This window comes from Streptomyces sp. N50 (assembly GCF_033335955.1).
GTDB lineage: Bacteria > Actinomycetota > Actinomycetes > Streptomycetales > Streptomycetaceae > Streptomyces.
Map to the genome: position 1 here is coordinate 8,409,058 of NZ_CP137549.1, position 14,563 is coordinate 8,423,620.

The 14,563-nt window shown below is 70.1% G+C and carries 11 protein-coding genes; 6 read left to right on the plus strand and 5 right to left on the minus strand.

Features of this window, described 5'->3' with window-relative positions:
- The first annotated feature begins 35 nt into the window (after positions 1-35).
- On the plus strand, positions 36-1,166 hold the full coding sequence (locus R2B38_RS37345) for an aromatic ring-hydroxylating dioxygenase subunit alpha (protein ID WP_318020215.1): 1,131 nt from the start codon (positions 36-38) through the stop codon (positions 1,164-1,166).
- Between the two features lie 48 nt (positions 1,167-1,214).
- Here R2B38_RS37345 and R2B38_RS37350 read toward each other — a convergent pair whose 3' ends face one another.
- The 3 genes from R2B38_RS37350 to R2B38_RS37360 all read right to left on the minus strand — a co-directional run bounded on the left by R2B38_RS37350 (position 1,215) and on the right by R2B38_RS37360 (position 4,346).
- Positions 1,215-1,961, minus strand: coding sequence for an IclR family transcriptional regulator (locus R2B38_RS37350; protein WP_318021890.1), 747 nt, complete (start codon positions 1,959-1,961; stop codon positions 1,215-1,217).
- A 235-nt stretch (positions 1,962-2,196) separates the two neighbouring features.
- Positions 2,197-3,417, minus strand: a complete 1,221-nt coding sequence (locus R2B38_RS37355) for a metallophosphoesterase (RefSeq protein ID WP_318020216.1) — start codon at positions 3,415-3,417, stop codon at positions 2,197-2,199.
- 254 nt (positions 3,418-3,671) lie between these two features.
- Entirely contained in the window at positions 3,672-4,346 is a 675-nt protein-coding gene (locus tag R2B38_RS37360; protein WP_318021891.1) for a lysophospholipid acyltransferase family protein, read from the minus strand.
- A gap of 293 nt (positions 4,347-4,639) precedes the next feature.
- Here R2B38_RS37360 and R2B38_RS37365 point away from each other — a divergent pair, with 293 nt between their 5' ends.
- Positions 4,640-5,734, plus strand: coding sequence for a LacI family DNA-binding transcriptional regulator (locus R2B38_RS37365; protein ID WP_318020217.1), 1,095 nt, complete (start codon positions 4,640-4,642; stop codon positions 5,732-5,734).
- 80 nt (positions 5,735-5,814) lie between these two features.
- Here R2B38_RS37365 and R2B38_RS37370 read toward each other — a convergent pair whose 3' ends face one another.
- On the minus strand, positions 5,815-7,911 hold the full coding sequence (locus R2B38_RS37370; protein ID WP_318020218.1) for a WD40 repeat domain-containing protein: 2,097 nt from the start codon (positions 7,909-7,911) through the stop codon (positions 5,815-5,817).
- Between the two features lie 87 nt (positions 7,912-7,998).
- Complete coding sequence (locus tag R2B38_RS37375; RefSeq protein WP_318020219.1) at positions 7,999-9,642, minus strand: hypothetical protein; 1,644 nt, start codon at positions 9,640-9,642, stop codon at positions 7,999-8,001.
- 442 nt (positions 9,643-10,084) lie between these two features.
- Between R2B38_RS37375 and R2B38_RS37380 the strand changes: the two genes are divergently transcribed.
- The 4 genes from R2B38_RS37380 to R2B38_RS37395 all read left to right on the plus strand — a co-directional run bounded on the left by R2B38_RS37380 (position 10,085) and on the right by R2B38_RS37395 (position 14,478).
- Positions 10,085-11,329, plus strand: coding sequence for a sugar ABC transporter substrate-binding protein (locus tag R2B38_RS37380; RefSeq protein ID WP_318020220.1), 1,245 nt, complete (start codon positions 10,085-10,087; stop codon positions 11,327-11,329).
- 5 nt (positions 11,330-11,334) lie between these two features.
- Entirely contained in the window at positions 11,335-12,315 is a 981-nt protein-coding gene (locus R2B38_RS37385; protein WP_318020221.1) for a sugar ABC transporter permease, read from the plus strand.
- Complete coding sequence (locus tag R2B38_RS37390; protein WP_318020222.1) at positions 12,312-13,193, plus strand: carbohydrate ABC transporter permease; 882 nt, start codon at positions 12,312-12,314, stop codon at positions 13,191-13,193. The genes R2B38_RS37385 and R2B38_RS37390 overlap by 4 nt, the downstream gene beginning before the upstream one ends.
- A gap of 73 nt (positions 13,194-13,266) precedes the next feature.
- Positions 13,267-14,478 (plus strand): glycoside hydrolase family 1 protein, encoded by a 1,212-nt coding sequence (locus R2B38_RS37395; RefSeq protein WP_318020223.1) that lies wholly within the window; start codon positions 13,267-13,269, stop codon positions 14,476-14,478.
- Positions 14,479-14,563 lie beyond the last annotated feature (85 nt).

Below are 14,563 nucleotides of genomic sequence, written 5' to 3' on the forward strand. Positions count from 1 at the left end.
ATGACCGACCCACGACGTTCTCCGAGGAGTGCACTGTGACCTCGACCAGCCTGCCGGACAGCCTGATCGCCACCCTGCCCGGCTCCTCCTACACGGACCCGGGCATCTTCACCCAGGAACAGGAACGCATCTTCGAGACGATGTGGTTCTGCGCCGTGCGCTCCTCCGACCTGGCCAAGCCGGGTGCCTTCCGGACCGTGGACGTGGGCCGCGAGAGCATCCTCGTCACGCGCGCCCGGGACAACTCGATACGCGCCTACTTCAACGTCTGCCGGCACCGCGGCGCCAAGCTCTGCACCGAGGAGACCGGCGAGGTCAAACGCGCCTTCCAATGCCCGTACCACGCCTGGACGTACGACCTGAACGGCAAGCTCGTCGCGGCGCCCAACCTGACGAAGATGCCCGACGTCGGCCGCACCGAGTTCGGGCTCGTGAGCGTCGCGGTGCGCGAATGGCTCGGCTATGTGTGGGTCAACCTGGCGGAGAACCCGCCGTCGTTCGACGAGGACGTCATCAGCGAGGTCGTCAACCGGCTCGGCGACGTGGAGTCCCTCGACCACTACGACATCGACCACCTCTCGGTGGGCCGGCGCATCGTCTACGACGTCAGGGCCAACTGGAAACTCATCATCGAGAACTTCATGGAGTGCTACCACTGCGCCACGATCCACCCCGAACTCACCGAGGTGCTACCGGAGTTCGCCGACGGCTATGCCGCGCAGTACTACGTCGGCCACGGCGCCGAGTTCGGTGAGGAGGTGCGGGGATTCACCGTCGACGGCTCGGAAGGGCTCGACCGCATCCCCGGGGTGAGCGACGACCAGGACCGCCGGTACTACGCGATCACGATCAAGCCGCAGGTGTTCATCAACCTCGTCCCCGACCATGTGATCTTCCACCGGATGTACCCGGTGGCCGTCGACCGCACGATCGTCGAGTGCGACTGGCTCTATCTCCCGCACGTGGTCGAGAGCGGCAAGGACGTCAGCCGGTCCGTGGAACTCTTCGACCGCGTCAACCGCCAGGACTTCGAGGCGTGCGAGCGCACGCAGCCCGGGATGAGTTCCCGGATGTACGCGAAGGGCGGGGTGCTGGTGCCCAGCGAGCACCACATTGGAGCGTTCCACGACTGGGTGAACGAGCGCCTGGGGATCAGCCAAGGGTGACTCCGCCGCCTGGGACCCGGGGCCCAACAGGTTTGAGACGAGGGCGACTCAGCCCAGGTACCCCATACGGTGACTGATCTCCTCGGCGCCCTTGACCAGGACCGGCGCGAGTTCGTGCAGGCGCTCCTCGGTGAACCGGTACGCCGGTCCCGAGGCGCTGACCGCCGCGATGACCTCGCCGTCGCGGTTGCGCACCGGCGCCGCCATGGCGTGCAGCCCGAGCTCCAACTCCTCCAGCGTCCAGGCGTATCCGCGCTCCCGGGCCTCGGCGAGGTTCTTCTCCAGCTTCGACTTCGAGGTGATGGTGTGCGGGGTCACCTTCTTCAGGCCGGCCTCCGTCAGCAGCGCGGTGCGCTCCTTGGCGGGCAGGTGGGCCAGCAGGGCCTTGCCGCTGGAGGTGGCGTGCAACGGGGTGAGTTCTCCTACCCAGTTGTGCGCGGTGACGGCGCCGGGGCCGCGGACCTCGTAGAGGTTGATCGCGTACTGCTCCTGCATGACGGCGATGTTGACGGTCTCGCCGATCTCCTCGGCGAGGCGCTCGCAGACCGGGCGCCCCTGCTGCGTGATGTCGATGCGGCCGGTGACCGCGCCGGCCAGCCGCACGATCCCGAAGCCGAGCCGGTACTTGCCGCGCTCGCCCGCCTGCTCGACCAACCCGCGTGCCTCCAGCGCCCCGAGCAGCCGGAACGCGGTCGACTTGTGAACCTCGATCTCGCCGGCCACCTCGCTGACACCGGCCTCGCCACGCTGGGCCAGGATCTCCAGCACGCTGATGGCACGGTCCACGGACTGCACTCCGCCGGACTGCGAACCTGACGTTTCAGTATCTGGACTGTAGTTGCTCACAGCGAAACTATACGCGTAGTGCGGTACAGCCTGTTTACGATATGGACTCTGATCAGGTCTTTTCGCCTGGTAGCTGCTGGTTCACGCGTCGGGGGCACACCGCTTCCACCTGCGGGTTTCCGGGAGTTCCGGGGAATCTGTGCACACGTTGTCCGCCCCGTGGACGCGTTGGACCGGTCCAGCGCTACGACGAGGTGGACGGCTGCGGGGAGCGCAGCACGAGCAGGGTGATCTCGCTGGGGGCGAAGACGCGGAACGGCGGGCCCCAGAAGCCGGTGCCGCGGCTGGTGTAGAGGAGGGTGCGGGTGCCGTGGCGGCTCAGGCCGGCGAGAGCGGGCTGGTCGATGCGGACCAGGTGGTGGAAGGGCCAGATCTGGCCGCCGTGGGTGTGGCCGGAGAGCTGGAGGTCGATGCCGGCGTCCGCCGCCCGGTCGATGAACTTGGGCTGGTGGGCCAGGAGCAGGACGGGCAGGTCGGGGTCGGCGCCGTTCAGGGCTCCGTCGAGGTGGGCGCGGTGGCCCGGCAGGCCCGAGGACTCGGCGGTGACGTCGTCCACGCCGGCGACCACGAGGGTGTCGCCCCCGCGTTCGAGCAGCAGATGGCGGTTGCGCAGCGGCTCCCAGCCCAGCTCGCCCATCAGGTCGACCCAGCCCTGGGCCTCGGTGTAGTACTCGTGGTTGCCGGTGACGTAGACCCGGGCGTGGGTCGCCCGCACGGTGCCGAGCGGGACGGCCTGGGCGCGACGGCGTTCGGCCGTGCCGTCCGCGATGTCGCCGGTGTGGCAGACCAGGTCGGCCTCCAGCGTGTTCACCGTCTCGCACACCCGCGCCGACCAGCGGGCGCGGTCGAGCGGGCCGTAGTGCGTGTCGGTGATGAGGGCGACGCGGGTGCCGTCCAACCCGGCGCCCAGCCGCGGGAGTTGGACGTCCAGCCGGCGCACGCGCGGCACGCGGCGGGCTTCGGCGTATCCCCAGGCGAGCAGGACGGCGCTGGTCCCGAGGACGGCCCAGGTGACGATCCTGGACCGGTCCAGGCCGTTGCCGACACCGGCCACGGTCAGGGCGAGCCGCAGCAGGACGCCGAGCAGCACGGACCAGGTGAACAGCACCCAGCTCGCGCCCAGCAGGGTGTCCCCGACGATCGCCGCCCGGTCCTGCTGGCGCCTGCCGTGGCCGCGCATCATCGCGAGCGGCATGGTGACGAGGCCGAGGACGAACAGGGCGGTGCCGGCCAGCGCGACGGGCAACGGCCAGTGCTGGCCGGTGTACAGGAGCACCCAGCAGGGCACGGCCCACAGCAGGACGGGGGCGATGAGGGGGAGGTAGCGCATCAGGCGCTGCAGCCCGCTCCGCCGCGGAGCTCGCACTTCGCCGTCGGCGGGGCGGGTGTCATTGGTGTCGGTCACGCTTCCCCTATCTGACCGGGCTGCCGTCTCGCGCACTGTATCCGGTCGCCCTCGGGACGGCGGACGGGTTTTCACGGGGCTGGCCGGGCGGGTGTTCATGGGTGCGACAAGGTGGGGCGAAGGGTTGTCTGGGGGAGGGCTGGACGGCGCCGTATACACCTTGAAGTGCTTTGGGGCTGGTGGCAGTGCCGCTCGGTCGGCCTCACGGGAAGGTCGGCGCCGACGGTCCGTCATGGTCCGCGCGTTCCTCTGACTTACGTCTGGGGGTTCGACGCCCCGCGGGAGGACGGCAGTTGACCGACCGCCTGCTGCCAGGCGGCCTCAACTGCCTTGCGGGCATGGGCGGTTGCCTCGTCGATGGCGCCGGTGAGGTGGACGGGTTCGCCGAGGTGGACGTGGAGGTCGGGGCGGCGCAGTGGCGCGGTGAGGACACCGGCGATCTGCTTGACCCGGCCGCCGGAGACGATCCGGCGGGCACCGGCGTGGCCGAGCGGGACGACGGGCGCGCCGGTGGTGAGCGCGAGGCGGGCCAGGCCGGTGCGGAAGGTGCCCGGTTCGCGGTCGGCGGAGTCGCGGCGGCGGGGGAGTCCGCCCTCGGGGTAGATCACCACGACCCGGCCGGCGCCGAGGGCCGCGGCCGCCAGGTCCAGTGCCGCCGCCGCGCTACCGCTGCCCCGGTGCACCGGTATGTGGCCCTCGCGGGTGAGACGGCGGCCGAGTATGGGGATCTTCCACAGTCCCGCGGTGGTGAGGACGACCGGCTCGACGCCCAGCCGGTGCAGCGCGGCCAGCACGAGTCCGGGATCGGCGAGAGCGGTGTGGTTGGGCGCGACGATGCTGCCGGGCGCGATGGTGCGGGCCGTCCCGGTGGTGGTCACCGTCAGGCGGCCGAGGAGGGGGACGACGATACGGGCGAAGGCGCTGAGCACGTGGTGCTGACTCTCTGATCTGCCGGTGGTGCCCGGTGTGTGGACGATCTGTATCGTCACGCGGCGGGGTGGCCGGGGGCATGAGTACGCGTACTCACCCCACCGACGGTCCGCCGTCCCCCGACTCGGCGCCTTGCTCCTGACCTGGTCAACCCCTAGGGTGAATGCGCTTACATCACGTGCTGGCATCACGTGCAGACATCCATCGCGTCCTGACATCACGTCCTTGCATCCCGTGCAACCATCGCGCGCTGCCGCCGCTATGTGCACCGACCACATGAGGATTCCGTCCCATGAGTACCGTCCCCACCGTGTACGACGTGGCCAACCGGTCCGGCGTCTCGATCGCCACGGTGTCCCGCGTCTACCGCAACCCCGACTCGGTGCGGGCCCAGACCCGGGAACGGGTTCTCGCGGCCGCCCGCGAACTCGGCTACGTGCCCAGCGGCAACGCGCGCGGGCTTGCCAGCCGTACCACCGGTGTCCTGGGACTGTGCTTCCCCGACTACTCCGATCCGGACGCGGAGGACACCGACGCCGAGGACGACGACGCGGCGATGCTCTACTCCGACCAGATCATCCGCGGCATGGAGCGCACCGCCCGCCGACACGGATACGCGCTGTTGATCGCCGCCTCGTTGAAGGGGGGGCCGGAGAGCCTGGTGGCCAAGGTGGCGGGACGCGTCGACGGGTTCGCCGTCATGGCGCGCACCGTACCGACCGAGGAGCTGGAGGTGATCTCCCGCCGCCAGCCCGTGGTGATGCTCGCCGGACCGCGCGAGGGTGGCGACCACCTCGACCACCTGGACCACCTGGAGGTCGCCAACTCCGACGGCCAGCGCGAACTGACCCGGCACCTCATCGAGGACCACGGCCTGCGGCGCCTCGCGTACATCGGCTCGGCCGAGGAGTCGCCGGACGTCGAGGCCCGCTTCCGGGGCTTCCTGGAGGCGTGCGCCGCAGCGGATGTGGAAACAGCCGATGGACCGGTCCTACGGATGCCGATGATGAGGCAGGCCGACGGGGCCGACGCGGTGGACGCCCTGGCCGACCGCGATGACCCGCTGCCCGAGGCGCTCCTCTTCGCCAACGACCAGATGGCCGTCGGCGCCCTGCACGCGTTGCAACGCCGGGGGCTGCGTGTCCCCGAGGACGTGGTGGTGACGGGCTTCGACGGAATCCCGCTCGGCCGGCTCGTACGGCCGGCCCTGACGACGGTGCGTCAGCCCATGCTGCGGCTGGGGGAACAGGCGGCCGAGTTGCTCGTCCAGCGGCTCAGCGGAGGGCCCGACAAGGAACCCGTGTCGCTCATGCTCCCGGTGACCGTCGTGCGTCGGGGTAGCTGTGGATGCGGTGAGGTTGAGGGGAGTGGAACCCAACTGGGTTAGCTTGCGGACAGGTTGGCAAGATCGTCTGACGGGTAGTCAGGGGTTTGCGGGTGTGGCCGGCGGATCGGAACGGGGTCGGTTCACTGCCTCGTGAGCGGGATTCCGAGAACTCCGCGGTCGTGTCCGACGATCACCTCGGAACCCGCGGCGGCCAAGCAGGTGATGGTCACCTCCAGGGATATCTGCCGGACCGCGCCGGTCGCCGGCTCCCACACCCGCAGGTCGTGCCCGCGCCTCGTGCCGGTGACCAGGACGGTGCGGCCGTCGTGCGGTGTGGTGGCGGCCATGACCGGTGGGCCCGCGGTGCCCGTCGCGGGAGGCAGTCCCTCGCCGACCGACGTTCCGGTGGCCGGGTCCCACAGCATGACCACGCCGCGATCGTCGGCGGTGGCCAAGAGGGTTCCGTCGGGCGTGGGCACCGCCGCGACAGCAGCCACCCGGTGTCCGGCATCGCTGAGCGCACGGTCCTTCAACTGCACGGCCGCGCCTGGGTCCCAGGGGTCGTCGACCGCCGGATCCCACATGTGGACGCCGCCCTGGGTGTCCGCGGCCGCGATCAACGTATGGCCGCCGGCGACTGGGACGGAGGCGATCGACCGGATCGGACGGCCGGAGGGGTTGAGCCGCCCGACGGGCTCACCCGTGGCCGGGTCCCTCAACCGGACCGCGCCTCGGGAGGTGGCGGTGACGAGGAGGATCCGGCCGTCTGCGAGGTGGGCGGTACACATCCCGGTCACCTCGCCGAGCCAGTTGGCGACGGGTTCGCGAACCGGCCGTCCGGTGAGGGCATCCCACAGGCCGATCGACCCGGAGTCGCCTCCGCTCGCGAGGAGGACGCGGCCATCGGCAAGGGGCAGCGTCGTCAACGCGCGGACACGGTCCGGATGTTCAGCGAGTGGCCCGTGGACGAGTCGGCCGTCGGTCGCGTCCCACAGACACACCTTGCCCCTGTCCCCAGCACCAGCACCAGCACTAGCACCGGCCACGAGGGTCGTTCCGCCGGGGAGGGGCACCGGCGTGAGTGCGTCGATGCCGCCGGACGAACTCGGTGCGGATTCGGCGAACGGCGAATGGGAGAACACAGTCATACGGCCCCAGGGCGTGCCGTCGGTCGCGAGCAGAACGTCGCCGCCCTGCCGTAGACGGGTGGTTGCTCCTGGTGCTTCACCTGCTGCTGGTCCGGCTGGTCCGGCTGGTCCGGCTGGTCCGGCTGGCCCGGCTGGTTCGACTGCCGCGGGCTGCGCCGTCGATGTCGGCGTGGGAGCGCCCTGGGGACGGGCGCCGTCCGGGTTCTCCACCAGGCCGTCGGCGATCGTCCAGCTCTGTTCGCAGTTCCAGCAGCGGAAGTGCCCGGTGAGCAAGGCCAGTTGGCGGGCCCATTCGCTGCCGGCCCAGTGCGGGGTGCCCTTGCCCGCGACCATTCCGGCGACCAGGCACAGGACGGCAGGCCCCGGTGTTTCGACGGGAACCCCGGCCGCCGCGACCTCACGCGCCACCCGGAGGAAGGGCTCCCACTCCTGCCCCAGCGTCTCCGCCCGCAGTGCGTCGGCGACCTCACCCCAGGGGTGCTGTGCCTGGCGGGCGCGTCCCGGATCGGGCAACTCGGGTGCCCCGAACGGCGGATGTCCCGGGTCCACGAAGAACTTGAGGATCTCGGTGTCGGACTCGCACTCAGGACACACCAACTGAAGGTAACTTTCCCCGGGTTCGACCTTCCACAGCACCGCACCGATGCGGTGGCCTGCGAAGGCGACGCAGCTCAGGGCGAGTTGGCCGCAGACCTTCGCGGGGACGCCGGCGTCGAGGAGGCTCCGCGCGGCCGCCTGCTCGGCCAGCCGGAGCGCGGCGCTGAACCCCGCCTCCAGATCAGCCGGGACGGGAGGTCTGTCCTCCGCGGTCACGATGAAGCCCATGTCCACCCAGAAGTCCACGGACTGCACCGGTGGCAACTCCGCAGCCGCCTCGACGAGATGGGGGAGGACCGCGTAGGCGCTGTTGTAGACGGTTCCGTCGGCCAGCAGGTCGTCGGTCATGTGCGTCCAGGTCTGCCGCCAGTCAACGTCGGCGCCCGTGACGGCAGTTGAGGTCATGTGCTCCAGGAGCACTTGCACCTCCTCGGCCGTCACACCGTCGAGGTCACGCCAACGCGGGCTGTTCAAGGGCAACTTCTGAATCATGGGGTGAGTCTCGCAGTCGGCAGTGACAAGGAACGGAAGGAAAGGGAACGGAGGGAGGCGGCGGGTTCCGGGCGTGGGGCGGGCACGTCACGCCTCGTCGCGCAGCAGCGCGTCGGCCTGATCGGCGACGGTCACCACCGCCCGGGGCGCGACCCGTTCCAGCAGGGGCAGGGCAGCCGGCCACCCGTCGACCACCATGATCTGTACGGCGAGTCTGCGGGCGCGGGGCGGATCGGACAGCTCCGCGATCACGGCCAGTGCGCGGGCCCGTGTCGCGCGGTAGGCGATCGAGTGGGCGAGGGCTTCGGCGCGGTCCGGATCGCCGCGACGGGTGAGTTCCCGGACGACCGCGATCAGCGCCTCGCCTTCCGACCAGCGGTCGGTGATCGAGTGGGCCACGGTCTCGGCCCGGTCCGGATCGCCGCGCCGGGCCAACTCCCGGACCACGTCGATCAACGCCCTGGTCTGCGCCCGGCGGTCGGTGATCCCGTACGCCAGAGCCTCGGCCCGGTCCATGTCGCCGTAGCGGGCCAACTGCCCGACGATCTCCGCCTGTCGCCCCGCGCGCCACTCGGGGACGATCCGCTCGACCAGCGCCATGGCCCGCTCGACCTGCCCGCGCCGGGCCAGCAGAAGGGTCAGGGCGTGCAGCAGATGGCCGTGATCCATGCCGACGGCGGTGTTGAGCAACGCCTCCGCCCGCTCCGCCAGGGCGAGGGCGACATCCTGGGCACCGGCCTCCGCGACCGCGTCCAGCACATGGGCGATGTCCGAGAGTCCGAGAGAGGAACGGGGCACCGGCAGGGCTTTGACGAGCAAGTCCGGGTCCGCGTCCGGGTCCCCGCGGCGAGCCATGCTCTGACCGCCGGGTTCGCCGGCCCCCAATGACCTCTCCCCGCCTTCGGCTCCGCTCCCGCTCTCGCCTTCGGCTCCGCTCCCGAGCCGTCGGCCCAGCAGCGCATCGATCCGGTCAAAGTCCCCTCTCAACGCCTCCCGGGCCAACACCCTCGCCAGCGGCCCGGGTTGAGTCCAAGGGTTCCGTCTGTGGGACCGCGCGAAGTCCTCGACGCGGTCGGCGAGCATGGTCGCCCGGACCCCGTCGCCCGCGGCCTCGGCCACCTCCGCGAGAAGGGCAAGCGCCTCTCCCGTCCCCTCGAAACCCGCGGAACTCGCCTCGGCGTCGGCGCGATCGGCGAACCCCAGGGCGTCGGGAGTGTCACCGTCGTCGGCCACCGCCTTCGCCAACAACGCCCAGGCTTTCCCCCAGTTGTGCGGATAGCGGACGCTCTCCGCCGTGGCGACGGCCCGGTCGCGTTCCCCGGCCCGGGCCCACGCCGGTACGAGGGCGACGAGCGCCATGTCCCGCAGTTGGCGCTCGGTGATCGACTCGGCCAACTCCTGCGCGCAGGGCAGGTCTTCGGTGTCGGCCGCGGCCTTCACCAGGGTCAGGAGTTCCTCACCCCGCTTCCCCTCGTCGCTGATCGTGTACGCCGACTCGGCCGCGCGGGCGAGGTATCCCGTGCGGGCCAGCGCCTGCCGGAACCACCCGGTCGAGACACGGGTGTCCAGCTCCGTCCCCAGTGACAACCGGAGCGCGGTCAGCAGACAGGGCTCGAACCCCCGTTGCACCAGGCCGGGTTCCGCGTGACTCTCCGGCACGAGACCGCGACGCCGCTCCCACTCCCGGCTCCAGAAAAGATCCTCGCCCCACAGGGCCAGCCGCTTCGACATACCCGCATCCCCCCTCGTGCCTGCATCCCCCCTCGGGATACCTGCGTCCCCCTCGGCGCATGAAGCCCCGGTGCCCGCCCCCTCCGTACGCAGATGAAGAACGCGACCCCGGTCAGCGCAATGCCGACCCAGACCGTGAGCGTCAGCCCAAGCCCCCTGGGCAGGAGTCCCGGGCAGGAGCGAAGCACCAGGACCACCCATCGTCGCGGATCACCGTCCGCGAGCGCATCGGGGAATCCACCGAACTATCCCCGTACGGGGGCACCCAAAGCGCGTGAATTCATGAAATCCGCCGACTCCGATCCGACGTCATCGCCGGATGTCCCAGTCGTTACGGGAGCGTGACCGAGAGCCCCTTGCTCGCCCCGGAATTCGTGCACGAGAGTGATGTATGCGCTTACAGGAAGCGCATACATCCGGCACGCTCAAGGAGGAGCAGTCCATGCGCCGCCCTGCTACCACCGCTTCGCTCGCCCTCGCCGTGGCCTCCGCGCTCACCCTCACCGCCTGCGGTGGTTCCGGTGGCGCGGAGGTGGCAGCGGACGCCAAGCAGACCCTGACGGTCTGGGCGATGGGCACCGAGGGCGAGAAGCTCGCCGACGTCGCGAAGGCGTACGAGAAGACGCACTCCAACATCACCGTGAAGGTGACCCCCGTCGGCTGGGACGTGGCGCACCAGAAGCTGGTCGCCGCCGCTGCCGCCGACAAGCTGCCCGACGTCGTCCAGATGGGCGGGACCTACCTCGGCGAGTTCGCGGACATGGGCGTCCTCGAACCGGTCGACACCAAGACCGCCGAGGAGGGCGACTTCTTCCCCGCCGCCTGGGACCAGGTGTCGTACGACGGCAAGGCCTACGGCGTCCCGTGGTACGTCGACACCCGCGTCCTCTACTACCGCACCGACCTCGCGGCGAAGGCCGGCCTCAAGACCGCCCCGGCGACGATGACCGACCTGCGGAAGGCGGCCGAGGCGTACAAGGAGAAGGCCGGCACCAAGTGGGGGCTGTCCGTCCAGCCGGGTGGTCTGGACACCGTGCAGAGCTTCTACCCGTTCCTGTACTCGGCGGGCGGCGAGCTGCTCACCAAGGACGACAAGCCCGTCATCGACAGCGCGGCGGCCGTCAAGGCGCTGGAGAACTACGGGAGTTACTTCTCCAAGGGGCTCAGTGCGAAGTCGGTGCGGCCGGGCTACGACGTGACCAAGGACTTCAACACCGGTTCCGTGCCCATGTTCTTCGGCGGCCCGTGGATCATGTCGCTGCTCGACGACAACTACCCGGACCTGAAGGGCAAGTGGGCGATCGCGCCCGTACCGTCCGACGCGTCCTCGGTGTCGATGGCCGGCGGGTCCAGTCTCGCGATCTCGGCGGACAGTGAACACAGGGCCGCCGCACGGCAGTTCATCGCCTCCCTCACCAACTCCCAGGGCCAGGCGGACTGGTACGAGCGCACCCGCGACCTGCCCGCCAACAAGGCGGCCTGGGAGACCGGTGAACTCGCCACCGACGCGAACCTGAAGATCTGGCGGCGGCAGCTCGAAACGGCCAGGACCCCGCCGTCCGACCCGAAGCTCACCGAGATCACCTCCAAGGTCGACGCCGCCATCGAGCAGGTCACGCAGGGCCGTTCGTCCGCGAAGGACGCGCTGGACAAGGCGCAGTCCCAGATCGAAGGGCTCGTGAGGTGACAGCGATGTCCCTGGTGACCGGATCGACCGCCGACAGCGCGGCCACGGGCCCGACCGCGCTCTCCAAGACCCCTGTTGGGCCTCCAGGAGGGCCGGGCCGCCGTCCGCTGGGCCGGCACAACCTGCACGGCTGGCTGTTCTCCACGCCCTTCCTCGTGCTGTTCGGCGTCTTCATGCTCCTCCCGATCGTCGCGACGCTCCTGATGAGCTTCACCGACTTCGGGGCGCGCGACGTGACCCGCCCCTTCGAGGCGGAGTTCGTCGGCTTCGACAACTACACACGGCTCTTCGACGACGACGTCTTCCGTACGGCGCTCTTCAACACCGGCTACTTCGTGGTCGTCGGCGTCCCGCTGACCGTCGTGCTGGGACTGCTCGTCGCCGTGCTCCTCAACAACGGCATCGACCGCGCCCGCACCTTCTTCCGCGTCGGCTTCTACGCCCCGGTGGTCACCACCATCGTCGCGGTCGCCGTCGTATGGCGGTTCGTCCTCGACCCCTCGGACGGGCTCGTCGCCGGTCTAGCCTCCGAACTCGGCCTGACCGCACCGGACTTCCTCGGCTCCGAGACCTGGGCCATGCCCTCGCTGATCGCGATGGCGGTGTGGCGCAACCTCGGCACCGTGATGGTCCTGTTCATCGCCGGACTGCAGGCCATCCCCACCGAGGTCCGCGAGGCCGCGCGGCTGGACGGCGCGAGCGCCTGGCAGGAACTGCGGCGCGTCACCGTGCCGTTGCTGCGGCCGACGATGCTCTACGCCACCGTCATCACCTCGATCGGCTACCTCAACGTGTTCGAGGAGCCCTTCGTGATGACCCAGGGCGGCCCCTCCAACGCCACCATGACCGTCTCCCTGGACATGTACCAGGAGGGCTTCAACTTCTTCCACATGGGCTACGCGAGCGCCATGGCGTACGTCCTGTTCGTGGTGATCATGGGCATCACGGTGCTCCAGCTCCGACTGCTGAAGGACAACACCTCATGACGGCGCCGACGGTGACCGACCCGACGGCGACCGCCCCGACCCGCCGTCGCCCGGGCCGGGTCCGAGGACCCCTGCTGTACACGGTCGCCTCGCTGGGGCTGCTGGTCATGTCCGCACCGTTCCTGTGGATGGCGCTGTCCGCCTTCAAGACGAAGAAGGACCTCACCGCCAGCCCGCCGGTGTGGATCCCCAGCCACTGGACGCTCGCCAACTTCCGTGCGCTGCTGGACCAGTTGGACATGGCACGGTACTTCATGAACTCGCTGATCGTGGCGGTGCTCGTGACCGTCTGCAATCTGCTGTTCTGCTCGATGCTCGGCTACGCGCTGGCCAAGCTTCAATTCACCGGCCGCTCCAAGGTGTTCGGCATCGTCCTCGCGGCCCTGATGGTGCCGGGCAACCTGCTCGTGCTGCCGCTGTACGTGCTGATGACCAAGCTGAACCTCATCGACAGCTACGCCGGACTCGTCCTGCCGTTCGCCGCCGGGGCCTTCGGGGTCTTCCTCATGCGGCAGTTCATGCAGTCGATCCCCGACGAACTCCTCGAAGCGGCCCGCATCGACGGCGCCGGCGAGTGGTACATCTTCTGGCGCATCGTGCTGCCCCTGGTCAAGCCCGCCCTGGCGACCCTGACGATCTTCACCTTCCTCGGGTCCTGGAACAACTTCGTCTGGCCGCTGATCGCGACCAACGACCCCGGCAAGTACACGCTCCCCGTGGCGTTGGCGACCTTCGCCAACGATCCCAACCGCACGGTCGGCGGCGGCAACGGCATGTTGATGGCCGGCTCCCTGCTCGTCGTGCTGCCGGTGCTGCTCGTCTTCGCCGTACTGCAACGCCACTTCACCCAGGGCATCGCGACCGCCGGACTCAAGTAGCTCGCTCCGTACTCCCGTTGGCCCCACACCCCGTTGCCCGCCTGCCCCACCCAGCAGAAAGACACGTCGAACCATGAGTCACACGCCCACCCCGTTCCCCGACGGCTTCCTGTGGGGCGCGTCCACAGCCGCCCACCAGATCGAGGGGAACAACGTCAACAGTGACTGGTGGCGCAAGGAACACGACCCGGCGGCGGGGATCGAGGAGCCGAGCCTGGACGCCTGCGACAGCTACCACCGCTGGGAGCAGGACATGGACCTGCTCGCCCAACTCGGCTTCACCGACTACCGGTTCAGCGTCGAGTGGGCCCGCATAGAACCCGTCCCGGGCACGTTCTCCCGCGCCGAGACCGCCCACTACCGCCGCATGGTCGACGGCGCCCTCGCCCGCGGCCTGCGCCCGATGGTGACCCTGCACCACTTCACGGTCCCGCAGTGGTTCGAGGACCTCGGCGGCTGGACCGCCGACGGCGCGGCCGACCTGTTCGCCCGCTATGTCGAGCAGTGCGCGCCGATCATCGCGGACGGCGTCCGCCACGTGTGCACCATCAACGAGCCCAACATGATCGCCGTGATGGCGGGTGCCGCCAAGGCCGGTGACCAGGGCTTCCCGCCCGCCGGACTGCCCACCCCGGACGAGGAGACCACCCACGCGGTGATCGCCGCCCACCGGGCCGCCGTCAAGGCGGTGCGCGCGATCGACCCCGCCATCCAGGTCGGCTGGACGATCGCCAACCAGGTCTACCAGGCGCTGCCCGGCGCCGAGGACATCACCGCCGCCTACCGCCACCCCCGCGAGGACGTCTTCATCGAGGCCGCGTGCGACGACGACTGGATCGGCGTCCAGTCCTACACCCGCACCAAGATCGGCACCGACGGCCCGACCCCCGCGCCCGAGGACGCCGAACGCACCCTGACGCAATGGGAGTTCTACCCGGAGGCCGTCGGCCACGCCCTGCGCCACACCGCCGACATCGTCGGCCCCGGCGTCCCGCTGATCGTCACGGAGAACGGCATCGCCACCGCCGACGACACGCGCCGTATCGACTACTACGCCGGCGCCCTGGACGCGGTCGCCGCCGCCCTCGACGACGGCCTGAACATCGACGGTTACCTGGCCTGGAGCGCCCTCGACAACTACGAATGGGGCTCCTACCGGCCGACGTTCGGCCTGATCGCCGTGGACCCGGTCACCTTCGCCCGCACCGCGAAGCCGTCCGCCGCCTGGCTCGGCGCCCTGGGCCGCACCCGCGAACTGCCGCGCACGGCAGGCCGGAACGCGTAACTGCCCCCAAGTCCCGGGAGCCGACGGTCCCCTGACATCCCGTCGGCTCCCGCCCCACCGCCGTCCCGTACGGGACACGACGACG